The following is a 22773-nucleotide window of genomic DNA, read 5'->3' on the forward strand; positions in this document are numbered from 1 at the left end:
AGCACAATGAGTAACCAGGTCGGGTCCCCGCGCCGAAGACCGACTTTATGGTCGGGCCGACGCACGCAGGGTCTCTACCGCGCGGGCGAGGAGTCCCCACCGCCCGTTGCCGGTTGGGAGCCGCGGTACCGCCGTTCCGTGATCGTCAGTGACGTCCTGTCCATCCTGACCGCCGTCTGCCTGGTCGGCAGCCTGGTCGGCGCCTGGACCGGGATGGCCGGCGCCAAGGTCGTCGTGCTCGGCGCGGTCACCGCCGGCGTCGTGCTGTGCTCGCTGGCCATGAACCGGGCCTGGAACCTGGTCGTGCTCGGGCAGGGCGCCGAGGAGTTCCGCCGGCTCGGGCGTGGCCTGTTCCTGGCCGACGTCGGGCTCGGCCTCGCCGGGCTGGCGTTCAGCATCTCGACCATGCGGCCCTGGGTGTTCCTGGTCGTCCCGGCCATGGCCCTGCTCGCCTTCCCGGCCCGCTACGGGCTGCGCAAGCTGCTGCACCGGGCCCGCATCGAGGGCCGCTGCCTGCTGCCCGTGCTCGCCGCCGGCAGCCCGTCGACCGTGACCGACCTGATCACGCGGACCCGCAAGAACCCGCACATCGGCTGGCGGGTGGACGCGGTGTGTACGGCGGACGGCCGGGGCAACCGCGCCGGTGAGCTGGACGGCGTCCCGGTGGTCGGCGAGCTGGACAAGCTGGCCGACCACGTGCGGCGCGGCGGCTACCGGATCGTGGCGATCACCGGCGACCCGTACTGGACGCCGAAACGGCTGCAGCAGCTGGCCTGGACCTTGGAGGGCAGCGGCGCGGAGATGGTGGTCGCGCCGCCGCTGATGGAGGTGGCCGGGCCGCGGCTGCACATGACCGGCGTGTTCGGCATGCCGCTGCTGCGGGTCAGCGCGCCGACCTTCACCGGCGGCCGCCGCGTGGTCAAGGACATCTTCGACCGGGTGTCCTCGGCCCTGCTGCTGCTGTTCCTGGCCCCGCTGCTGCTGATCGTCAGCCTGGCCATCGCGGTGGACAGCCGGGGCCCGGTGTTCTACCGGCAGCGCCGGGTCGGCAAGGACGGCCAGGAGTTCACGATCATCAAGTTCCGCACCATGGTGCGCAACGCCGATCAGCTGCTGGCCGGGCTGACCGAGCAGAACGAGGGCTCCGGCCTGCTGTTCAAGATGCGCCGGGACCCACGGATCACCCGGGTCGGCGGGTTGCTCCGGCGCTATTCGATCGACGAGCTGCCGCAGCTGTTCAACGTGCTCGGCGGCTCGATGTCACTGGTCGGTCCGCGGCCGCCGCTGCCCGAGGAGACCGCCAGGTACGGACCCGACGTCCGTCGCCGCCTGCTGGTCAAGCCCGGCGTCACCGGGCTGTGGCAGGTCAGCGGGCGCAGCGACCTGTCCTGGGACGAGGCGGTCCGGCTGGACCTGCGTTACGTCGAGGACTGGTCGCTCGCGCTGGACGCCGTGATCCTCTGGAAGACGTTCCGGGCCGTGCTGTCCGGACAGGGAGCGTATTGATGAACACCTGTAGGTTGTGCGGCTCGACGAGCCTGGCCAGCGTCGTCGATCTCGGCGCGACGCCGCCGTGCGAGCTGTTCCTCACCGCGGAGCAGCTCGACGCGCCGGAGCTGACCTTTCCGCTGCACCTTCGGGTGTGTGCCGACTGCCTGCTGGCCCAGCTGCCGCCGCTGATCACTCCGGAGGAGACCTTCACGGAGTACGCGTACTTCTCCTCGTACTCCACCTCCTGGGTGCGGCACGCCCGCGAGTTCGTGCTGGACGCGGCGACCCGGCTGGGCCTTGGTGCCGAGTCGTTCGTGGTCGAGGTGGCCAGCAACGACGGCTACCTGCTGCAGCACGCGGTCACCGCCGGGATCCCGTGCCTGGGCATCGAACCGTCGGTCAACGTCGGCCAGGCGGCCCGGGACAACGGCGTTCCCACGCTGACCGCGTTCCTCGACCCGGACACCGGCGCGGCCGTGCGGACCGAGCACGGGCCGGCCGATCTGGTGGTGGCCAACAACGTCTACGCGCACATCCCGGACGTCATCGGGTTCACCAAGGGCCTGCGGGCGCTGGTCGCCGAGGACGGCTGGGTGTCGATCGAGGTGCACCACCTGCTGGCGATGATCGAGCAGAACCAGTACGACACGATCTACCACGAGCACTTCCAGTACTACACGGTCGCCTCGGCGCAGCGCGCGCTCGCCTCCGGCGGTCTGTCCCTTGTGGACGTCGAGCTGCTCCCCACGCACGGCGGCTCGATCCGGTTGTGGGCCCGGCCGGAACAGGTCGCCGGCCCGCCGAGCCAGCGGGTGGTCGACGTGCTCGCTCGGGAGAAGGCCGCGGGTCTGCACGAGCTGTCCGGCTATGCCGAGTTCGGCCGCCGGGTCGCCGAGGTGCGCCGGGACCTGTTGCGGTTCCTGATCGACGCCGCGGCCCACGGCAAGACCGTGGTCGGCTACGGCGCGCCCGGCAAGGGCAACACGCTGCTCAACCACTGCGGCATCCGGCCCGATCTGCTGCCGTACACGGTGGACCGCAATCCCTACAAGCACGGGCGGTTCACGCCCGGCACCCGCATCCCGATCCTGCCGCCCGAACGGATCGCCGAGGACCGCCCGGACTACGTGCTGGTGCTGCCCTGGAACCTGCGTCGTGAGCTGACCGAGCAACTGTCCTATGTGGGCGAATGGAACGGTCGGCTGATCTTCCCGATTCCCCGTCTCGAGATCGTCGAGGTGACGCCGTCATGAAGGTCGTGCTGTTCTGCGGAGGGCTCGGCATGCGCATGCGCAACGGGCCGGGCGACGACATGCCCAAGCCGATGGCCCAGGTCGGACCGCGGCCGCTGATCTGGCACGTGATGCGGTACTACGCGCACTTCGGGCACACCGACTTCATCCTGTGCCTCGGCTACGGCGCCGAGCACATCAAGAACTTCTTCCTGGACTACCGGGAGACCCAGTCCAACGACTTCGTGCTGCGCGGCGGCGAGGTGGAGTTGCTGGCCAACGACATCTCCGACTGGACCATCACGTTCGCGCAGACCGGGATCGAGTCGGCGATCGGCGAGCGGCTGCGCCGGGTGCGCCACCACCTCGACGGCGAGGAGATGTTCCTGGCCAACTACGCCGACGTGCTCACCGACGCTCCGCTGGACGTGATGGTGGACCGGTTCGCGGCCAGCGACGCGGGCGCGTCGATGATGGTCGTTCCGCCGCAGTCGTCGTTCCACTGCGTGGAGATGTCCGAGAGCGGCCGGGTCGGCGGCATCACCGCGGTGAGCGAGATGCCGCTGTGGGAGAACGGCGGCTTCTTCGTGCTGCGGCAGGAGATCTTCGAGCACATCCCGCCGGGCGGCGACCTGGTCGCCGACGGCTGCGCCGAGCTGGCCAAGCGCAACCGGCTGCTGGCCTACCCGTACCGCGGGTTCTGGAAGCCGACCGACACGATCAAGGAACGGTTCGCCCTGAACGATGCCTACGACCGCGGCGAACGGCCGTGGATGCGCTGGGAAAAAGTGGCCTCCTGATGATCACGTTGCGACCGGCCGCGCCCACGGCGGTAGCGGTGCTGGGCGCGCACTGCGACGACATCGCGATCGGCGCGGGAGCCAGCCTGTACGCGCTGTGCGCGGCCAACCCGAGGATCCGGGTGGACGCGCTGGTGCTCTCCGGCGGCGGCACCGAACGGGAGGACGAGGAGCGCGCGGCACTGGCCGCCTTCTGTCCCGGTGCGGACCTGCGGGTCACCGTGCTCAAGCTGCCCGACGGCCGGCTGCCGGCGTACTGGGACGAGGCCAAGGCTGCGGTGGAGGACCTGCGCGCGCAGACCTCGCCGGATCTGCTGTTCGCCCCCAACCGGTTCGACGCGCACCAGGACCACCGCGGGCTGGCCGAGTTGGTGCCCACCGCGTTCCGCGACCACCTGGTGCTCGGCTACGAGATCGCCAAGTGGGACGGCGACCTCGGCCGGCCGGTGGGCTACCAGCCGCTGACCGGCGAGCTGGTCGAGACCAAGATCCGCCTGCTGCACCAGTACTACCCGTCGCAGCGGCACCGCTCCTGGTTCGACCGGGAGGCGTTCCTCGGCCTGGCCCGCATCCGCGGCATCGAATGCGGTGCCCGGTACGCGGAGGCGTTTCACATCAACAAGGTCACCTTCGACCTGGCTGGAGATTGAGTCACATGCGCGTGTTGCTGACCGGGCATCAGGGGTATCTGGGCACGGTGATGGCACCGGTGCTGGCCGCCGCCGGGCACGAGGTGATCGGCCTCGACTCCGGGCTGTTCGCCGACTGCGTGCTCGGCCCGGTGCCGGACGACCCGCCCGGCCTCCCGGTGGACCTGCGCGACGTCACCGCCGACCAACTGTCCGGTGTGGACGCCGTGGTGCACCTGGCCGCGCTGTCCAACGACCCGCTCGGCTCGCTGGCGCCGGACCTCACCTACGACGTGAACCACCACGCTTCGGTCCGCCTGGCACGGCTCGCGAAGGAGGCCGGCGTCCGCCGGTTCCTGTACGCCTCGACGTGTTCGGTGTACGGTGCCGCCGGCTCGGACGACCTGGTCGGCGAGGACGCGCCGCTGCGCCCGGTGACCCCGTACGCGGAGTCCAAGGTCCGGGTGGAAGGCGACCTGGTCGACCTGGCCGACGACGACTTCACCCCGGTGTCGCTGCGCAACGCCACCGCGTTCGGCTTCTCGCCACGGCTGCGCGCCGACATCGTGCTGAACAACCTGGTCGGTCACGCGCATCTGGCCGGCGAGGCTCGGGTGCTCTCCGACGGCACGCCGTGGCGGCCGCTTGTGCACGCCGCCGACATCGCGGCCGCGTTCGCCGCAGCGCTGGTCGCGCCGCGGGAAGCCGTGCACACCAAGGCGTTCAACGTCGGCATGGAGCAGAACAACCTGACCGTGGCGCAGATCGCGGCCGAGGTGGTCGAGGCGGTTCCCGGCACCCGGCTGGTGATCACCGGCGAGGCCGGGCCGGACCCGCGCTCGTACCGGGTGGACTTCTCCGCGGTGCGTGTCGCGCTGCCGGACTTCCAGCCACAGTGGACGATCAAGGCTGGCGCGGTCGAGCTTGCCGAGGCCTACCAACGGTTCGGGCTGACCAGGCCGGCGTTCGACCAGCGGTTCACCCGGCTGGCCCGGCTCTCCGAACGGCGCACCATGGGCAGCCTGGACGACACCCTGCGTCCGGTTGGCGCACCATGATGGCTGCCGACCCCGGGCAGGAGATGCACGCCCTGGTCGAGCGGCTGTATCCGTTGTGCCGCAGCATCACCGGAGACGGGGTGCGCGGCACGCTGGACATCATCGGCGAGCACATTCCGCTGACCGTGCACGAGGTGCCGACCGGCACCCAGGTGCTGGACTGGACCGTGCCGCAGGAGTGGAACATCGCCGATGCCTACGTGGCCGACGCCACCGGGCGCCGGGTGATCGACTTTCGGGAGTCGAACCTGCACGTGGTCGGCTACAGCACGCCGGTGGACACCACGATGCCGCTTTCCGAGCTGCGCGAGCACCTGCACACGTTGCCCGAGCAGCCGGACCTGGTGCCGTACCGGACCAGCTACTACGCCCCGGCCTGGGGTTTCTGTCTGACCCAGCGCACCCTTGAGTCCCTTGTGGACGGTGAATACCGGGTGGTGATCGACTCGTCGCTGACCGACGGGCACCTGACCTACGCCGAGCACGTGGTCCCCGGCCGGGTCACCGACGAGGTGATCGTCTCCTGCCACGTGTGCCACCCGTCGCTGGCCAACGACAACCTGGCCGGTATCGCCGTGGCCATCTTCCTGGCCAGGGAACTGGCCGCGGCCGATCCGCACTACACCTACCGGTTCCTGTTCGCGCCCGGCACGATCGGCGCGATCACCTGGCTGGCCCGCAATGCCGAGGCGATCGGCAAGGTCAAGCACGGCCTGGTGCTGGCCTGCGCCGGCGACGCCGGTTCGGTGACCTACAAGCGGAGCCGGCGCGGCGACGCGGAGATCGACCGGGTGCTCGAACACGTGCTGCGCGCCTCCGGCCGGCCGCACACCGTGCGCGAGTTCTCCCCGTACGGCTACGACGAGCGGCAGTTCTGCTCGCCCGGGTTCAACCTCGGCGTCGGCTCGTTGACCAGAACCCCGTACGCCGGCTACCCGGAGTACCACACCTCCGGGGACAACCCGGACTTCGTGCTGCCCGAGTCCCTTGTGGACACTCTCGCGGTCTGCCGTGAGGCGTTCTCCGTGCTGGACCGCAACCACCGCTACGTCAACCTGAGCCCGTACGGCGAGCCGCAGCTTGGCAAGCGTGGCCTGTACGACTCGCTCGGCGGACGTAGCGACGCCAAGCAGGCCCAGCTGGCCATGCTGTGGGTGCTCAACTTCTCCGATGGCGAGCACAGCCTGCTCGACATCGCCGAGCGTTCCGGTCTGCCCTTCGATTCCGTCGCCGACGCCGCCCTGGCGTTGCAGAGCGCCGGCCTGCTCAAGGAGTGACTGGATTGAGTCCTCGTGCACTGCGCCCCATGATGGCCAGGCTCAGCTGGGGCCTGGTGGATCAGGCGGTCTCCAGCCTGACCAACTTCGCCGTGGGCATCTTCGTCGCCCGCGAGTTGGGCCTGCTCGCGTTCGGCATGTTCAGCCTGGCCTGGATCACCTACAGCGTGATCCTCAACGTGTCCCGGGGGCTGGGCACGGACCCGCTCGTGGTCCGGTTCAGCCGCCGGGCGGACGACGCCTGGCGCGCCGCGGTGGCGCGCTCGTCGGGCACGGCGCTGGCCGTCGGGCTGGCCATGGGTGTCTTGTGCATGTTCGCCGGCATGGTCTACGGCGGCCCGCTCGGTGGGGCGTTCCTCGCCCTCGGCGCCATGCTCCCCGGTCTGATGCTGCAGGACAGTTGGCGCTACGCGTTCTTCGCGTCGGGCCAGGGCCGCAAGGCGTGCGTCAACGACCTGGTCTGGGGCCTGGCCATGGTCCCGGCCATGATTCTGGCCGCACAGCACGGAACCGTGGTCGCCTTCGTGCTGGCCTGGGGACTGTCCGGAACCCTCGCGGCGGTCTACGGGCTCGTGCAGACCCGAATCCTGCCCAGCCTGGCCGGGGCTCGCGCCTGGCTGCGTGACCAGCGTGACCTCGGACCGCGCTACCTGGTGGAGAACCTCAGCAACAGCGGCGGCAGCCAGATCCGGATGTACGCCCTCGGCGCCATCGCCGGCGTCGGCGCCGTGGGCGCGGTACGCGGTGCCGAGCTGTTGATGGGCCCGTTCCTCGCGGTGATGATGGGAATGTCGCTGGTGACCGTGGCCGAGGCGGCTCGGGTGCTGCGCAAGGCGCCGCACCGGTTGCGGCACTTCTGCGTGGTCATCGGCGCCGTCCAGGGCGGCGGCGCGCTCGCCTGGGGAATCCTGCTGCTGCTGTGGATGTCCGACGGCGCCGGGCAGCTGTTGCTCGGCTCGGTCTGGGCCGAGGCCGAACCGCTGATCCTGCCGGCGGCCATCGGGGTGGCCTGCGCCGGACTGATGAATGGTGCCGCCTCCGGGCTGCGCGCGCTCGGCGCCGCGCGCCGCAGCCTTCGTTCCCAACTGGTGTATTCGGCCGCCTACGTGATCGGGGGGGTGACCGGCGCCGTCCTCGGCGGTGCCGTCGGCTCGGCCTGGGGCACGGCGACGGCCGTCCTGTTCGGAGCCGCGGTGTGGTGGGTGCAGCTGCGGATCGCCCTGCGCGAGCACGCGGCCGCCCCGGCCATCCCCACCGTGGTTGAACCCGAAGAAGTGAGGATTCCATGAGCACGACGGTTCCCCGACTGAGCATCGGGCTGCCCGTGTACAACGGGGAGAACTACCTCGCCCAGTCGATCGAGTCCCTGCTGGCCCAGAGCTACCGGGACTTCGAGCTGATCATCTCCGACAACGCGTCCACCGACGGCACCGCCGAGATCTGCCGGCACTACGCCGCCGAGGACTCCCGGATCCGTTATATCCGCCAGCCGCACAACATCGGCGCCGCCCCGAACCACAACTTCGTCGTGCAGGAGGCGCGCGGCGAGCTGTTCAAGTGGGCCGCGCACGACGACCTGTTCGGCGAGCGGCTGCTGGAGAGGTGTGTCGCCGAACTGGACGAGCATCCGGAAGCCGTGCTGGCGCACGCCTACATGGCGATCGTCGACGAGCAGGGCGAGATCATCGAGAGCTACGACTACACGCTGGCCACCGACTCGCCGCGGGCGCCGGAACGGCTGCGCAGCCTGCTGCACACCGAGGGCGGCGACGACTTCTACGGCGTGATCCGTACCGACGTGATGCGCCGGATCGCCCCGCACGACAGCTACCACAACGCCGGCCGGAAGCTGGTCGCCGAACTGGCCATGCACGGGCCGTTCCGCCAGGTGCCCGAGCTGATGTTCTTCCGGCGCGAGCACCCCGGGCGCGGGGACCGGCTCGGCTCGGTCCGCGCGGTGTGCCGCAACCTCGACCCGCGCCGCGCCGGGCACTCCACCGCCCGGCTGATGAGCGACTACCTGCGCGGGTTCGTGACGGCCGTGCGCCGGGCGCCGCTGTCCCCGGCCGACCGGCGGGACTGCTACCGGCTGCTGTTCTCCTGGCTGGCCGGCCGGGTGGTCAGCCGGCCGGTCCGGGCGGTGGGCAGCCGGCTCAACCCGTTCCCGGCCAAGATGGTTGCGGCGACCGCCGGACCGGAGCGGGGGTCGGTGTGAGAACGCGAAACACCGGACCGACCCGGGTCGGTCTGTTCGGCATCCTCGGCTCCGGAAACCTCGGCAACGACGGCTCGCTCGACGCGGTGATCAACTACCTGCGCGAGCGGCATCCCGCCGTGGAGCTGGACTTCATGTGCATGGGGCCGGACCGGGTGAGCGCACAGTACGGCGCGCCGGCCACGCACCTGCAGTGGTACGAGGCACGCGGCGAGGCGATCCGGTGGTTGCCAGGGCCGGTCGCGAAGATCATCGGGCGGCTGCTCGACCCGGCCCGCACGCTGGCCTGGGTGCGCCGCCAGGACGTGGTGATCGTGCCGGGCATGGGCGTGCTCGAGGCGACGGTTCCGTTGCGGCCGTGGAGCTTCCCGTACTCGCTGTACTGGCTTTCCCGGCTCGCCCGGCTGACCGGTACCCGGGTCGCGCTGGTCAGCGTCGGCGCCGACTTCATCAGCCAGCGGGTCACCCGGTGGCTGGTCACCAGGGCCGCCCGGCTGGCGCACTACCGGTCCTACCGGGACGCGCACTCCCGCAACGCCATGTGGGAGATGGGAATCGACTCGGCCGCCGACGACGTCTACCCGGACCTGGCGTTCGCCCTGCCGGCACCGCCCGCGCCGGCCGCCGGCACCGGAACGGTCGGGGTCGGGGTGATGGACTATCACGGCGACAACGACGAGCGGGCGCACGGCGACGAGTTGCACCGGGCCTACCTCGGCAAGGTCAAGGGATTCGTCCGCTGGCTCACCGACAACGGCCGCGCGGTGCGGCTGTTCACCGGGGACAAGGCCGACGAGCCGGTGGTTCGGGAGATCCTGGCCGACGGGCCGGCCGACCGGATCAGCGCCGCCTCGGTGTCCAGTTTGGACGAACTGATGCGCGAGATGGCCGCGGTGGACGCCGTGGTGGCCACCCGCTACCACAACGTGCTGTGCGCGCTGAAGACCTGCCGGCCGACCGTGTCGATCGGCTACGCGGCCAAGAACGACGTGCTGATGGCGTCGATGGGTCTGCACGAGTTTGTCCAGCAGGCCCGCTCGCTCGACCTGGACACGCTGATCGCCCAGTTCACCGAGTTGGAGCGGCGATCGGCTCAGCTGCAACGGATCCTGGCCGAGCGGAACCTGGAGACCCGGCAACGGCTCGAGCGCCAGTTCGCCGCGCTGTCCGCCGCGCTGTTCCCGGCACCCGCAGCGGTGGAGGTGCGATGAAGGCGATCCCGGTTCCGGCCATCGCCGGGGCGTACCTGTTCGAACCGACGCCGTACACCGACGAGCGCGGGTTCTTCTGCCGCACGTTCGACCGCGAGGTGGTGGCCTCGGTCGGCATCGACCCGGACGCCTTCGCCCAGGACAGCGTGTCCCGCTCGGCGCGCGGTGTCGTGCGCGGGATGCACCTGCGCTCGGGTGCCGGCGAGGCGAAGCTGGTGCGCTGTTCGTACGGCGAGGTGTTCGACGTCGTGGTGGATCTGCGGCCGGACTCGCCGACCTTCCGCAACCGGGAGTTCTTCGAGCTGTCCGGCCGGACCCAGGTGACGCTGTACGTTCCGGCCGGCTGTGCGCACGGGTTCCAGGCGCTGACCGAGCCGGCCGACGTGTCCTACCGGATCGACCGGCCGCACGACCCCGCCGAGGACGTGGCGATCGCCTTCGACGACCCCGAACTGGCCATCCCGTGGCCGTTGCCGGCGTCGCTGATGTCGGCCCGGGACCGGCAGGCGCCGCCGCTTTCCGAAGCCCTGGCACGGATATCGGAGTGAGAGCATGGACCTGACGCGCTCGCGGGCGGCCAACGAGCGGCTGCACTCGGTTGTTCCGGGCGGTGCGCACACCTACGCCAAGGGCGATGACCAGTACCCGGAGGGCATGGCGCCGGTCATCGCGCACGGCAGCGGCGCGCACGTGTGGGACGTGGACGGCAACCGCTACATCGAGTACGGCTCCGGGCTGCGCGCGGTCAGCCTCGGCCACGCCCACCCCCGGGTCACCGAGGCGGTGCGTCGCGAGCTGGACCGTGGGTCCAACTTCGTCCGGCCCAGCATCATCGAACTCGATGCGGCGGAACGGTTCCTGGCCACGGTGCCGACCGCCGAGATGGTGAAGTTCGCCAAGAACGGCTCGGACGCCACCACCGCCGCGGTCCGGCTGGCCCGGGCGGCGACCGGGCGCCGGCTGGTCGCGCTCTGCCGCGACCAGCCGTTCTTCTCCACCGACGACTGGTTCATCGGGACCACCCCGATGAACGCCGGAATACCCGAGCAGGACGTGGTGTCGTTCCCGTACGGGGATCTCGCGGCCACCGAGGAGCTGATCTCCCGGTATGACGGGCAGATCGCCTGCCTCATCCTGGAGGCGGCCACGCAGCAGGACCCCCCGCCCGGCTACCTGGCCGGGTTGCGCGACCTCGCGGACCGCACCGGCTGCCTGCTGGTGTTCGACGAGATGATCACCGGCTTCCGCTGGTCCGAGGCGGGCGCCCAGGGCGTGTACGGGGTCACCCCGGACCTGTCCACCTTCGGCAAGGCGCTGGGCAACGGGTTCGCGGTGTCCGCGCTGGCCGGCCGGCGGGATCTGATGGAGCTCGGCGGGCTGCGGGACACCCGGGAGCGGGTGTTCCTGCTGTCCACCACGCACGGCGCCGAGACGCACGCGCTGGCCGCCGCGATGGCGGTGCTGGCCACGTACACCGAGGAGGGCATCGCGGCCCGGCTGCACGCGCTCGGCGAGCGGCTGGCCGCCGGGGTGCGCGCGGCCGCCGCGGCGATGGGGGTCGGCGACCACGTCGTGGTTCGGGGCCGGGCCAGCAACCTGGTGTTCGCCACCCTGGACTCGAACCTGCGGCCGTCGCAGGAGTACCGCACACTGTTCCTGCGCCAGCTGATCACCCGTGGGGTGCTGGGCCCCTCGTTCGTGGTCAGCAGCGCACTGTCCGAAATGGACATCGACCACACGGTCGATGCCGTCGCCCAGGCCTGCGCCGTGTATCGCAAGGCGCTCGACCTGGACGATCCCGGCCCATGGCTGGGCGGGCGACCGGTTCGACCCGTCTTCCGGCGGTTCGCGTGAACGAAGGATGAGCAACTGAGCGGCAACCCCTCCCTGAAGGATCGAGTCCGGCGGATGGGCGGCATGGGGCGGGAGCTGCTGCTCCGTTCCATGGCGCGCGCCGGTCTCACCCAGCCCGAATCGCTGATCTCGGCGCAGTCCCAGCAATACTGGAACGACACCGGCATCGCCCGGTGGAAGGCCGACTCGCACTGGCGCGACGCCACCGTGTTCGCCGAGAGCGACCTGTGGCACCAGTTGGGGGCGCGGCACCTGTCGATGCTCGAGCGCGGCGCCCGCAAGGTGGAGTTCACCCGCGAGTGGGGCCGGGTGGTCGAATGGGGTTGCGGCGGCGGCGCCAACGCCGTGCACTTCGCCCCGCGCGCCAAGGAGTTCGTCGGTGTCGACATCTCGGCCGAGAGCCTCGCCGAGTGCGGCCGCCAGGTGGCCGCGCACTGCGACACCCCGTTCCGCCCGGTTCAGGTCGAGGTGTCCTATCCCGAGAACGCATTGTCCACAATCGACGGACAGTGCGACATCTTCCTGTGCTGCTACGTCTTCGAGCTCATCCCCACCCCCGAGTACGGCGAGCGCCTGCTCCGCATCGCCCGCGACCTGCTGGCTCCCGGCGGCCTGGCCCTGATCCAGATCAAGTACGACGACGGCACCTTCTGGACCCGCCCCCGCCGCCGCTCCTACCGCTCCGGCGTCGCCCAGATGACCACCTACCCCATCGCCACCTTCTGGGAACTGGCCCAGCGCTGCGGCCTCATCCCCGAATCCGTAGAACTCGTCCCCCGCAACGAACTCGACTCCCGCTACGCCTACTTCCTGCTGTCCAAGCCCTGACCACGACGCCGGCGCCGCAGGTGCAGCCCGGTCTGCCCGATGGCGAACGGAACCGCGCCCAGCAGGGCCACGACCAACCCGTTCTCCGGCAGTCAGTACAGCCGGGTGATCGGCCCCTGCGTCAGGTCGGTGCTGTTGTTACAACTCAGTGTCGTACCGGGCGGATACGGTCCAGCCAACCGTGCACCGGTCCCGGACGCCAGCGTCGTCCTGCCCACGATGATCTCCCGAGCCGCCCCACCCGGCTCCGTCACCGTGCAGGACCCACGCCTGTTGGCGGACACGTAGTAATCCGACCCGGTCAGCGTCGTTGGAGCAGCGACCCGTACACCCGTGAGCTCGCGATGCGCACCGACCAGCACCAGCACACCGAGAATCGCCATCCCACCGCCGATCAGACAGATCAGCACCCACGGCCGCACGTTCGCCAAGCTGCGTCCGCTACTCATCGGCGGTCATCAGGTCGTCGTCGAAACACGATCGGCCCATCCGAGTGGTCCTCGTCGTCGTCGCTGGGATGTCCTGTTTGGTCATCCTGCGGGCGATCAGCCTCAAGCTCGTCGGCAAGGTCGATATCGAAGAAATCATGGGTGGCCGTGTAGACCTGTCGAGGCCACGTCGCGGCACTCCGCTACGACGATAACCGAAGGTCACTTCTCGCGGGACACCGCGTGGTCTTGTCTGGTGGCGTTGATGCGGTTGGCGAGGTGGTCGATGAGGAGGGCTGTGACCGGAACGACCGTCAACGCCACGAGGTAGCCGCCGATGGTGTCGGTGAGGTAGTGGGCGGAGAGCATGGTTTGGGAGTAGGACATGGCGGCGCCGGTGAGGGTGGCGAGGGTGAGGATGGTGAGGGTGGCGCGGCGGGGGGTGAGGTGGAGGCGGTCGGCGATGAGTAGGCCGGTGACGAAGCCGAAGGTGGTGAGGGTGGCGGTGTGGCCGCTGGGGTAGGCCAGCCAGTCGCCGTGGATGTGCCGGTCTACCACGGGTTTGAGCAGGGTGGTGATGGTGCCGCCGAGGCCGACGGCGAGGACCACGAGGACGGCGGCGCGGGGGTGGTGCAGGAGCAGGGCGGCGGTAACGGTGGCGGCGACGATGAGCAGCACGCCGACGGGTTCGCCGAGGAAGTCGACGATGAGGGCGAAGGTGCGCCACGGCGGGGTGAAGCCGGTCAGCGGCATGGCGTGGTTGTCCCACGGGCCCAGGCCGCCGCCGGCGGCGTACAGGATACCTAGGGCGGTGACCAGCAGCGCCGCGATGGCGGCCACCGTCCCGAGTGGACGACGCAGTTCTGGCGGCAGGACTGGTCGCGCGGGCATGTGGTTCCCCCGTTGTATTTGTGTCAGCCCCAGATGTCGCGGTGCACGTTGAAGATGACCCGGGAGCCGAGCGGTTCGAGTTTGATCGGAAGCTCGGTCATGTCGGCCAGGTGGGAGCGGACCGCGCGTTGGTTCTCGACCGGGCAGGTGACGAGCAGGAAGCCGCCGCCCCCGGCCCCGGTGACCTTGGCTCCGGTGGCGCCGGCGTCCAGCGCGGCCTGGATCGCGTCGTCGATCTGCTGGTTGGACACGCCACTGGCCAGCGTGCGTTTGGCCTGCCAACTCTTGCACAGCGCGGTGCCCACCGCGTCGGTGTCGCCGGCGCGCAGGCCGTCGGCGGCCACGCCCGCCAGGTCGCGCAGCTCGTCGAGCTGGGGGATCCGGTTGGCGATGTTGGCGTTCTGCTCGCCGAGGATCGTGTCGGCCTTGCGGGTGATGCCGGTGTAGAACAGCAACAGCTCGTCCTGGAACCGGCGCCGCAGCGGCGCCGGCAGGCCGATCTGGTCGACCACCACCCGGTCGCCGCGGCCGAACCGGATGTCGCAGATCCCACCGAACGCCGCGGCGTACTGGTCCTGCTTGCCGATCGGCTTGCGGCACCGGTCGATCTCGATGGCGCAGGCCCGCTCGGCCAGCTCATCGGCGGAGACCTGCCGGCCCTGGTAGGCGAACAGCGCGTGCAGCAGGCCGACGGTCACCGAGGACGACGAGCCGAGGCCGGAGCCCGCCGACGGGATGTCGGCCAGCGTGGTGATCTCCACCCCGCCCCGGATCCCGGCCATGTGCAGCGCCTCGCGCACCAGCTCGTGCTGCAGGTCCTCGACCCGGGAGACGATCTCCTTCTTCGAGTAGTTCACGTAGATGTCGTCGTCGAAGCGCTGCTTGACGATCACGTACACGAACTTGTCGATGGCGGCGTTGAGCACCCGCCCGCCGTGCTCGCGGTAGTAGTCCGGTAGATCGGTTCCCCCGCCGACCAGCCCGACCCGCAACGGAGTCTGGGTGATGATCACGCTTTCCCCCTGCCTTCCCAATCCGCCCGGGCCCGCGCGAGCGCTTCCGGGGTGCCGATGTCGATGAAGTAGCTGTCCCCCAACGTGATCGCCCGGGCGTAGCCGACCAGCCGGGGCAGCAGGTGGTAACCGATGTCCCTCGGCACCGGCCCGGCGATCAGGTCGAGCACGTCCGGACGGAACGCGTACATGCCCGCGTTGGCCAGATCTCCGCGCGGCTGCTCGGGTTTCTCGGTGAACCCGACCACGTGCCCGTCGACCACGTCGACGATGCCGCACTCGCTCGGCCGCGGCGCGTGGAACAGGGTCAGCGTCGCCATCGGCCGGCCGGCCCGGTGCGCCTCGACCAGCTCGGTCAGGTCGAAGTCGGTCAGGTTGTCCGCGTTGACCGCGAGAAACATCTCCTCGTCGGCCACCCATTCCCGGTTGGCCAGCAGCGTTCCGGCGCTGCCGAGCAGCTCCGGCTCCACGAACAGCCGCACCCTCGGCCCGCCGGTGCGGTGCACCAGGTGCTCGCGCACCGCCCCGGCGAAGTGGTGCAGGTTGACCAGGACCTCGGTCACGCCGGCTTTTTCCAGCATGTCCAGCCAGATGTCCAGCATCGGCCGCGACCCGACCGGCACCATGCACTTGGGCATGCTGTCGGTGATCGGGCGCAGCCGGGTGCCCAACCCGGCGGCCAGCAGGAATGCCTTCACGTGGCCGCCTTTCCGGGCGTGGCGGCCTGGCGGACCACGCCGAGCGCACGCATCTTGGCGTCCGCAGCGGTCAGCACCTCGTCCAGGCCCGGCATGCCGGCCAGCCACTCGGCGTACTCGGCCACCGAGTCGGCCGGCGTACGGTACGGCGCCCAGCCCAGTTGCTTGAGCGCGTCGATGTCGGACTGGATGTGCCGGGTGTCGCCGAACCGGTACTCGCCGGTGATCCGGGGCGGCGCATCAGAACCGTAGTGCCGCCGCACCACCTCGGCGAACTGCTCGGTGGTGTAACCGACCCCGCCGCCGACGTTGAACACCCGGCCGGCCGCGCGCTCGTCGGACAGCACGAGCAGGTTGGCGTCCACCACGTCGTGGATGTTCACGTAGTCCCGGATGCCCTGGCCGTCCTCGTACACCGTCGGCGCACCACCAAGGAGGTAGTGCAGGTTGAAGATCCGGCACGCACCCGAGTAGGCGTTGTACACCGACTGCCGCGGGCCCTGCACGATGCTGTAGCGCAGTGCCACGGTCGGGATGCGGTACCTCCTGCCCAGGTTGATCGCCACGGTTTCCTGGCCGTACTTGGACATGCCGTAGGCGTTCTGTGGGTTGGACACCCGCTCCGGGGTGTGCAACATGGTCAGCGGCCCGCCGCACACCGGACAGCCGATGTCCCATTCGGCCCGCTCCAGCGCGGACTCCGGGCGCATGTCCGGCGTCTGCTCGCCGTGTTCGGGACACCGGTAGAGGCCCTCGCCCATCGCCGACTGGGACGAGGCCACCACGACCCGGGCCAGATCCAGCCGCTCGGCGACGATGATCTCGTACAGTAGCGCGGTGGAGGTGACGTTGACGTCGGTGAAGGTGGCGAAGTCCGGCAGGTAGTCCTGGTGGGCGGCGAAGTGGTAGACCGCGTCCACCCGGCGCAGCAGGTTGGCCAGCAGGTCACGGTTACGAACGTCGCCGACGAACAGGTCGGCGCCCGGCGTGACGTGGTTGGGCTTGCCGTCCCGGTGCACGGGCGAGCGCAGCGCGTCCAGCACGACCACCTCGTGGCCCTGCGCCACCAGCCGGTCGCAGGTGTGCGAGCCGATGAACCCGGCTCCGCCGGTGACCAGAACCCTCATCGCCGGCCTCCGGTGCGCGCGTACACCTCGCGGTAGACGGCCAGGGTCGCCTCGGCGGTGGCCGTCCAGTTGAACTCCTTGGCCCGCGCCGGACCCGCGGCGCGCAGCCGGTCGCCCGCCGGGCCGCACGCCTCGACGATCGCGGCCCCGATCGACTCCGGGTCCTTGGGATCGGCCAGCAGCGCGGCGCTGCCCGCGGTCTCCGGCATCGCGCTGGTGTCCGAGGTCACCACCGGGCAGCCGGCGGCCATCGCCTCCAGGATGGGCAGACCGAAGGTCTCGTTGAACGACGGGTACACGAACACGTCGGCGGCCCGGTAGAAGTGCACCGTCTCCTCGAGCGGAACGCCGCCCGCCCACACGATGTCGCCGGCAACGCCGAGGCTCTCGGCCAGCTGCCTGAGCTCGCCGACGTGCTCGGTGTCCCGGCCGTGGCCGACCACGACCAGCTTGCGGTTGCCCAGATCCGCCTTGGCCGCGGCGAACGCGCGGATCAGCCCGGCGCAGTTCTTGTACGGCCACAGCGAAGACACGAACAGCACGAACGGATCGGTGATCCCGTGCCGGTCGGCCAGGTGCCGGGCGGCCTGCTCCCGGTCGCCCGGGCGGAACAGATCGTGGTCCACCGCCTCCGGAATCAGCCGCAGCTTGGCCGGATCCACGTCCAGGTAGTGCAGCACCTCGGCGCGCAGGCTCTGCGAGTTGATGATGATGGCGTCGGCCATCTTCGCCGTGCGCGGGTAGTTCAACCGCCGGTAGATCCGCGCGGTGGGCCGGATCGAGGCCGGCTGGGTGAACGCGTGCAGCGTCTTGAAGTGCACCACCAGACCCGGCGCCGGCTTGACCAGCGGGGCCATCAGCGTGTTGAACACGTCGATCTTCGCGCGGGGCAGCCGAAGCGGCGCGTAGAACAGCTCGCTCAGGGTGCGCAACGGCGGGTTCTCGTTCGACCACGGGAACGTCACGTATCGCACGTTCGGTCCATAGCCCTCGTGCGTGGGCCGGGACCGTGGGCTGACCACGAGGTGGAACTCCTCGTCGTCGCCGAGCTGCTTGGCCATCTCGGGGATGACCCGGGTCCAGAACCAGTGGGCGCCCGACGGGTTGGCCGGGTCGTCGGTCAGCAGGTTGATCGCTACACGCATGGGCTTTCCGTAATCAGAAGGTCTGGGACGCGACCGCGTCCGCGGTCATCCGGGACTGGCGGACGTACTGGGCGAGCAGGTGCATACAGGCCTGGTGGGTGTCCTCCACGATGCCGTAGTTGGTCGAGTCGACGTGCACGGTGGCGGTCGCCATGGCCCTGGCCGGGCCGCCCTCGAAACCGGTCAGCGCGATGGTCCGCATTCCGTTGGCACCGGCCCAGTCCAGCGCCCGGACGATGTTCGGCGAGCGACCGGAGGAGGACACCGCGATCAGCACGTCGCCCGGCCGGGCCATGGATTGCAGCTGGTACTCGAAGACCTGGTCGTAGCCGAGGTCGTTGGCGATCGCGCTGAGCAGCTCGACGTTGGTGCTCAGGCTGAACACCCGGGTGGTCAGATCGGTGCCGTTGCGCACACCCTTGACGTGGTCGCACTGCAGGTGGTTGGCGATCGACGCGGATCCGCCGTTGCCGCAGGCGAAAACGGCCGCGTCCCGCTGGTAGGCGTCCACCAGGATGTCGGCGGCCCGGGCCACCTGGGCCAGGTCCACCGTGCCGAACGCGCGGGACAGCTCGCTGACGTAGGCGCCGCCGTACTCGTCGGCCCGGTCGAACCGGTAGGCCGGGAACCGGCTCCGGCCCACCGGCCGGTCCACACCGGACTCCTCGACCGGATCGTTGCGGCTGGCCAGGATGTGCTCGACCGCGGCAGCCAGATCCGGGAACGAGGCCACCGTCGGGTCGGCGGAGTTGGGCGGGCCGACGTAGAGCGGGCGGGCGCCGACGGACTTGGCCAGCCCGATGTCGGTGGCGCTGTCACCGACCACCCAGGACGCCGACAGGTCGAGGTCGAGTGCCTGCGCGGCGGCCAGCCCCATCCCGGGCCCGGGCTTGCGGTCGGCGCTCGCCCTGGCGAACGCCTGCACCACGCCGTCCGCGTGGTACGGGCAGAACAGCCAGAGGTCGATCCTGGCCCCGCGGCGGGCAAGTTCCTCGTCGATGTGCTTGTGCACCAGGTGCACGTCCTCGATGCCGTAGTAGCCCCTGGCCACGCCGGCCTGGTTGGTCACCACGGCCACCGGGATGCCGGCCTCGTTGAGCGCGGCGATGGCCGCGATGGCACCGGGAATGAACTCGACCCGGTCGACCGATCCGACGTAGCCCCGATCGATGATGATCGTCCCGTCCCGGTCGAGGAGGACACCAGCTCTGCTCACGTACTACCGCCTCTCGCCGACCTCGTTGAAGGGTCGTCGACATCGCTGTTTTCGTTACGGGGCTTGGATTTTGCGCCGACCTGTCCCCGGGTGAGCAGGGCGGCGGCCAGGGTCAGGTAGAGCAGGTACGGCGACGCGTCGCCGAGTCCCGCCTCGGTGTAGGAGGCGATCAGGCAGTACACGATCAGGAACACCGCGCAGGCGCGCTCCACCGACGGCCGGCGCAGCGCCGCGACGAACAGCAGCGTGATGACGGCCAGCCCGACCAGCACCACACCGATGTAGCCCTGCTCGTGGTAGACGGTCAGCCAGCTCGAGTCGATCGGCAACCCGTTGAAGGACTTGTTGGTCAGCCCGATGCCGAACAGCTCCTCGGTGGTACTCCGGTCCGCGTCCAGCAGGGCGTCCCAGACCTTCTGCCGGCCGGTCAGGTTGGCGAAGCTTTCCGCGTCCTGGCCGCGCCGCAGCCAGGCCCCGACCGCCGGACCGAGGGCCACCGCGACGAAACCGGCGAACACCGCGGCCCGGCCGAACGCCCGCCGGGCCCGGGCCGAGGTGAGCACCAGGGACAGCACGGCCAGCACCAGTCCGGCCACCAGGCCGATCGTCGCGGTGCGGGTATGGCTGAGCAGCAGCAGCGCCACGGCCGGCACGATGATCAGCAGCGCGCTCCACCGGTCGGTCCGCCGGCCGATCCAGAGCAGCGCGGCGAGGCCCGCGACCACCGCCGCGTACTGCCCGACCTGGGGCGCGGTCAGCGGCCAGATCGCGCCGACCAACCGGCCGCCGTAATCCTCGGGCATGGCAAGGCCGGGCGCGAGCAGCAGCCCGGCGGCGACCGTGAACAGCACCAGGCCGAGCACCCGGATGTGGTTGCGCACGAACTTCATCGCGTCGTCGAACCAGGGCGTGAGCAACCACAGCGTGGCCACGAAGAAGGTGAACCGGCCGCAGCGGAAGATCGCCCCGGCGCCCACCTCGAACCGGGCGCTGGACGCCCAGCTGACCACTACGAGCAGGCTGAGCAGCAGCAGGAACGCGTTCGGCCGGATCCGCAGCCGCGGGTTGATCAGGATCGCCAGGCCGAACGCGACCAGCACCGCGCCCATGGTGAGCGCCTGGGACACCGGGCGGGGGATCGGCAGGATCGTCACCGCGCCCTGGGAGCCAAGGGTGTTGAACACCAGCAGTCCCCAGACCAGGCCGACCAGCCGCGGGGTGCGGCGCAGTTCCTGCTCCGGTTGGACGGCGGGCGGTTGGGTCACGGCAGTGTTGGACCGTTCGTTCACGGGCCCGCCCTGTCCCGCGCGCGCAGCTCGACCCACAGGTGCCAGCCCAGCCTGCGCTCACCGGGCAGCCGGCGGATCGGCAGCGGCGGCGCGTGCATGTACCGCTGGTAGGACTCGACCAGCTCGAAGTCCGGGAACTCCGCGGCCACCTCGCGCGGCGTGTAGACCCGGGCGTAGGGGTTGTGCGGGCCGTCGGTGTTGGCGTGGGTGAAGTTGTCCAGGTCCAGGTAGCGGCGCAGGCCGCTGCGCTCGGCGTTGGCCAGGTGTGCGCGCAACAGCTCCGAGCGGCGCAGCAGCTTTCCGTTGCGCAACGGGTAGGCGGCGGCCAGCACGGCGCGGCGCACCAGCCGGATGCTCACCTGGTAGTTCAGCGACCGGCGGGCGTAGAGCATCGCCACCAGCCGGCCGCCCGGGCGCAGCACCCGGTGGATCTCCGCCTGCGCCGACCGGATGTCCGGGATGTGGTGCAGCACGCCGTGGCTGAACACCAGGTCGAAGCTGTTGTCCGGCCAGGGAATGGACAGCGCCGAGCCCTGCCGGACCGCCTCGTGCTGCAGGTTCCGAACGGTCAGCCGGGCGCGCACCCGCTCGACCGACTCGGCGGTCAGGTCCAGACCGGACCAGCGCGCCCCGCGGCGGATCAGCTGCTCGGACTCGGCGCCCTGGCCCAGCCCGATCTCCAGCACCCGGCGGCCCCGCCAGTCGATCCGGTCCAGACAGTCCGGGATGTGCCCCTCCTGCCGGTAGCGCCAGTCGTCGTAGGCCGCGAAGAAGCTCTCGTAGTCGTCGGCGAACTGCCCGTGCAGGCCCCCGACGATGTGGTCGCCGCACGGGTGCGCGTTCCAGAAAGTCTGGATGTCGGCCTCGTTCATCGGAACGCGCTCCCCTGGTCCTGCCCGTACGGGTTCGCTTGCCACTGGTAGTACTTCAGGCTCTGGCCGGTGTCGTGCGGCATGAACGTCCACGGCCCGGCATAGCTGTTGTCGTGCCAGCTGTTGGCCTGCTTGAAGGTGATCGAATCCTGAACCACTTCTCCGTGGTACGGCGACCAGTCCGGGAAGGTGCCCACATTGGACAGCACGGCCATCCGCGCGCACATCACCTCGCACCCGATCGCGGACGGGTCGACCGCGAACAGGTTGTGGTGGATGTCCACCCGCTGGGTCCGCCACCGGCAGTCGGCGTACAGCGGCGGGTCGGCGATCTCCGGTGCGGCGCACCGTGCGGTCTGATCAACCAGCGCGGTGCAGATCCCGGTCGAGGTGTTCGCCGCGCTGTTGCAGAACCGGTCGGCGTTCTCCCACAGGGTGACGCCGGACCAGTTGTCCTGCAACGTGTTGCCGTAAAACTCGATCTTGTCGGTGCGCGCCTTGACCCGCGGCTCGCCGCCGGACTCGGACACGTAGACGGTGGCCACCGGGAAGTTGTCGCCGCGCTCGGCGAACGCCTTGCCGTCCACCCAGTTGTTGCGCCGCATGGTGTTGTTCCGGATGACGGCGTTGTAGCTGGTCTCGTAGATGATCGCCGCGCCGTCGTTGTCCTCGAACACGTTGTCCTCGAACAGGAAGTCGTTGTTGTTGGTGTCCGCCCACAGTCCGACGCCGCGGTTGTGGTGCACCCAGTTGCCGCGGATGTCCGCGCCGTTGACCGCCCAGAACTTCGCCCCGCCGGTGCAGCCGCAGCCGGGCCGGGTGGCCTCGATGTCGTCGGCGTTGTTGCCGGAGATCTCGTTGTTCTCGATGACCAGCCCGGTGATCCGGTCGCCGGCCTGGTAGGCGTTGATCGCGTACTGTCCGTTGTCGCGCAGGCAGTTGCCGCGCACCTGTTGCCGCGCACCGGCCATCAGCCCGGCGCCGCGGTTGTTCTGGATGGTGTTGGCCTCGATCACCCAGCCGTCGCCGGAGTCGTGGTTGACCACGCCCTCGTCCGGTGGCGGCACGAAACCCTGGATGGTGAGGTGCTTGATGGTCACGTTGGTCGAGGTGAACACGAACGCGTACCGGTTCACCTCGCGCCCGTCCAGCACCGCGCCCGGCGCGCCGAGGTAGGTGTTGCCGTCCTTGGGCGACACCTGGCCGAACTCGTTGCGGCCCAACGTGTGCGTGCCGGGCGCAAGCCAGAACGTCGTGCCCGCCGGACTGTCCTCGGTCTTTGCGGACAGGTCGCCGTCCACCGCCGGGTCCACCGGGACCGCGCCGGCCGGCGCGCTGGCCGGGCCCGGCGCGGTGTTGCCGCACACCGCGCGCGCCGTCGCCGGCGCGGGCAGCGACCCGGCCCCGGACGGCGCGGCCGGAGCCGTGGTGCACCCGGCCGCGAGCAGGCCAAGGATCACCGCGCCGGCCCGCAGGCGGCTCGACGATGTGGCGTTCAC

General features: G+C 70.3%; 22 protein-coding genes. 12 read left to right on the top strand and 10 right to left on the bottom strand.

Features of this window, described 5'->3' with window-relative positions:
• The first annotated feature begins 6 nt into the window (after positions 1-6).
• From VFV67_RS03685 to VFV67_RS03740, 12 genes are read left to right on the top strand one after another with little or no spacing between them, the layout of a single operon-like run.
• Complete coding sequence (locus VFV67_RS03685) at positions 7-1506, top strand: sugar transferase (protein WP_326467181.1); 1500 nt, start codon at positions 7-9, stop codon at positions 1504-1506.
• The gene (locus VFV67_RS03690; RefSeq protein ID WP_326467183.1) at positions 1506-2744 is read left to right on the top strand and encodes a class I SAM-dependent methyltransferase; all 1239 of its coding nucleotides are present in this window, start codon (positions 1506-1508) and stop codon (positions 2742-2744) included. The genes VFV67_RS03685 and VFV67_RS03690 overlap by 1 nt, the downstream gene beginning before the upstream one ends.
• Complete coding sequence (locus VFV67_RS03695) at positions 2741-3523, top strand: glucose-1-phosphate cytidylyltransferase (protein ID WP_326467185.1); 783 nt, start codon at positions 2741-2743, stop codon at positions 3521-3523. Before VFV67_RS03690 ends, VFV67_RS03695 begins: the two co-directional genes overlap by 4 nt.
• Complete coding sequence (locus VFV67_RS03700) at positions 3523-4173, top strand: PIG-L deacetylase family protein (RefSeq protein WP_326467186.1); 651 nt, start codon at positions 3523-3525, stop codon at positions 4171-4173. The genes VFV67_RS03695 and VFV67_RS03700 overlap by 1 nt, the downstream gene beginning before the upstream one ends.
• A gap of 5 nt (positions 4174-4178) precedes the next feature.
• Positions 4179-5210 (top strand): SDR family oxidoreductase, encoded by a 1032-nt coding sequence (locus VFV67_RS03705; RefSeq protein ID WP_326467187.1) that lies wholly within the window; start codon positions 4179-4181, stop codon positions 5208-5210.
• On the top strand, positions 5207-6487 hold the full coding sequence (locus VFV67_RS03710; RefSeq protein WP_326467188.1) for a DUF4910 domain-containing protein: 1281 nt from the start codon (positions 5207-5209) through the stop codon (positions 6485-6487). Before VFV67_RS03705 ends, VFV67_RS03710 begins: the two co-directional genes overlap by 4 nt.
• A gap of 29 nt (positions 6488-6516) precedes the next feature.
• A complete protein-coding gene (locus VFV67_RS03715) occupies positions 6517-7776 on the top strand; it encodes a hypothetical protein (protein WP_326467348.1) in 1260 nt (419 codons plus the stop codon).
• On the top strand, positions 7773-8702 hold the full coding sequence (locus VFV67_RS03720; protein WP_326467190.1) for a glycosyltransferase family 2 protein: 930 nt from the start codon (positions 7773-7775) through the stop codon (positions 8700-8702). Before VFV67_RS03715 ends, VFV67_RS03720 begins: the two co-directional genes overlap by 4 nt.
• Positions 8699-9913 carry a polysaccharide pyruvyl transferase family protein gene (locus tag VFV67_RS03725; protein ID WP_326467192.1) on the top strand — a complete coding sequence of 405 codons (1215 nt, stop codon included), beginning with the start codon at positions 8699-8701 and terminating at the stop codon, positions 9911-9913. The genes VFV67_RS03720 and VFV67_RS03725 overlap by 4 nt, the downstream gene beginning before the upstream one ends.
• Positions 9910-10461 carry a dTDP-4-dehydrorhamnose 3,5-epimerase gene (gene rfbC, locus VFV67_RS03730; protein WP_326467193.1) on the top strand — a complete coding sequence of 184 codons (552 nt, stop codon included), beginning with the start codon at positions 9910-9912 and terminating at the stop codon, positions 10459-10461. Before VFV67_RS03725 ends, rfbC begins: the two co-directional genes overlap by 4 nt.
• Positions 10462-10465: 4 nt before the next feature.
• On the top strand, positions 10466-11767 hold the full coding sequence (locus VFV67_RS03735; RefSeq protein WP_326467194.1) for a glutamate-1-semialdehyde 2,1-aminomutase: 1302 nt from the start codon (positions 10466-10468) through the stop codon (positions 11765-11767).
• 54 nt (positions 11768-11821) lie between these two features.
• A complete protein-coding gene (locus tag VFV67_RS03740) occupies positions 11822-12595 on the top strand; it encodes a class I SAM-dependent methyltransferase (RefSeq protein WP_326467195.1) in 774 nt (257 codons plus the stop codon).
• Positions 12596-12687: 92 nt separating this feature from the next.
• Here the strand turns inward: VFV67_RS03740 and VFV67_RS03745 are convergent, their stop codons facing one another.
• From VFV67_RS03745 to VFV67_RS03790, 10 genes are all read right to left on the bottom strand, one after another.
• Positions 12688-13044: a hypothetical protein gene (locus tag VFV67_RS03745; RefSeq protein WP_326467197.1), complete on the bottom strand. Its 357-nt coding sequence runs from the start codon at positions 13042-13044 to the stop codon at positions 12688-12690.
• Positions 13045-13245: 201 nt separating this feature from the next.
• Positions 13246-13863 carry a phosphatase PAP2 family protein gene (locus VFV67_RS03750; protein WP_326467198.1) on the bottom strand — a complete coding sequence of 206 codons (618 nt, stop codon included), beginning with the start codon at positions 13861-13863 and terminating at the stop codon, positions 13246-13248.
• A 74-nt stretch (positions 13864-13937) separates the two neighbouring features.
• Positions 13938-14927 carry a GHMP kinase gene (locus tag VFV67_RS03755; protein ID WP_326467199.1) on the bottom strand — a complete coding sequence of 330 codons (990 nt, stop codon included), beginning with the start codon at positions 14925-14927 and terminating at the stop codon, positions 13938-13940.
• Positions 14924-15625, bottom strand: a complete 702-nt coding sequence (locus tag VFV67_RS03760) for a nucleotidyltransferase family protein (protein ID WP_326467200.1) — start codon at positions 15623-15625, stop codon at positions 14924-14926. The genes VFV67_RS03755 and VFV67_RS03760 overlap by 4 nt, the downstream gene beginning before the upstream one ends.
• Positions 15622-16752, bottom strand: a complete 1131-nt coding sequence (locus tag VFV67_RS03765) for an NAD-dependent epimerase/dehydratase family protein (RefSeq protein WP_326467202.1) — start codon at positions 16750-16752, stop codon at positions 15622-15624. The genes VFV67_RS03760 and VFV67_RS03765 overlap by 4 nt, the downstream gene beginning before the upstream one ends.
• Positions 16749-17897, bottom strand: coding sequence for a glycosyltransferase family 1 protein (locus VFV67_RS03770; protein WP_326467204.1), 1149 nt, complete (start codon positions 17895-17897; stop codon positions 16749-16751). Before VFV67_RS03770 ends, VFV67_RS03765 begins: the two co-directional genes overlap by 4 nt.
• A gap of 13 nt (positions 17898-17910) precedes the next feature.
• The gene (locus VFV67_RS03775; protein WP_326467206.1) at positions 17911-19113 is read right to left on the bottom strand and encodes an HAD-IIIA family hydrolase; all 1203 of its coding nucleotides are present in this window, start codon (positions 19111-19113) and stop codon (positions 17911-17913) included.
• Entirely contained in the window at positions 19110-20378 is a 1269-nt protein-coding gene (locus VFV67_RS03780) for an O-antigen ligase domain-containing protein (RefSeq protein ID WP_326467207.1), read from the bottom strand. Before VFV67_RS03780 ends, VFV67_RS03775 begins: the two co-directional genes overlap by 4 nt.
• A 20-nt stretch (positions 20379-20398) precedes the next feature.
• A complete protein-coding gene (locus tag VFV67_RS03785; RefSeq protein WP_326467209.1) occupies positions 20399-21274 on the bottom strand; it encodes a class I SAM-dependent methyltransferase in 876 nt (291 codons plus the stop codon).
• Positions 21271-22773: a right-handed parallel beta-helix repeat-containing protein gene (locus VFV67_RS03790; RefSeq protein ID WP_326467211.1), complete on the bottom strand. Its 1503-nt coding sequence runs from the start codon at positions 22771-22773 to the stop codon at positions 21271-21273. The genes VFV67_RS03785 and VFV67_RS03790 overlap by 4 nt, the downstream gene beginning before the upstream one ends.

The organism is Actinophytocola sp. (assembly GCF_035762905.1).
GTDB lineage: Bacteria > Actinomycetota > Actinomycetes > Mycobacteriales > Pseudonocardiaceae > DASYTH01.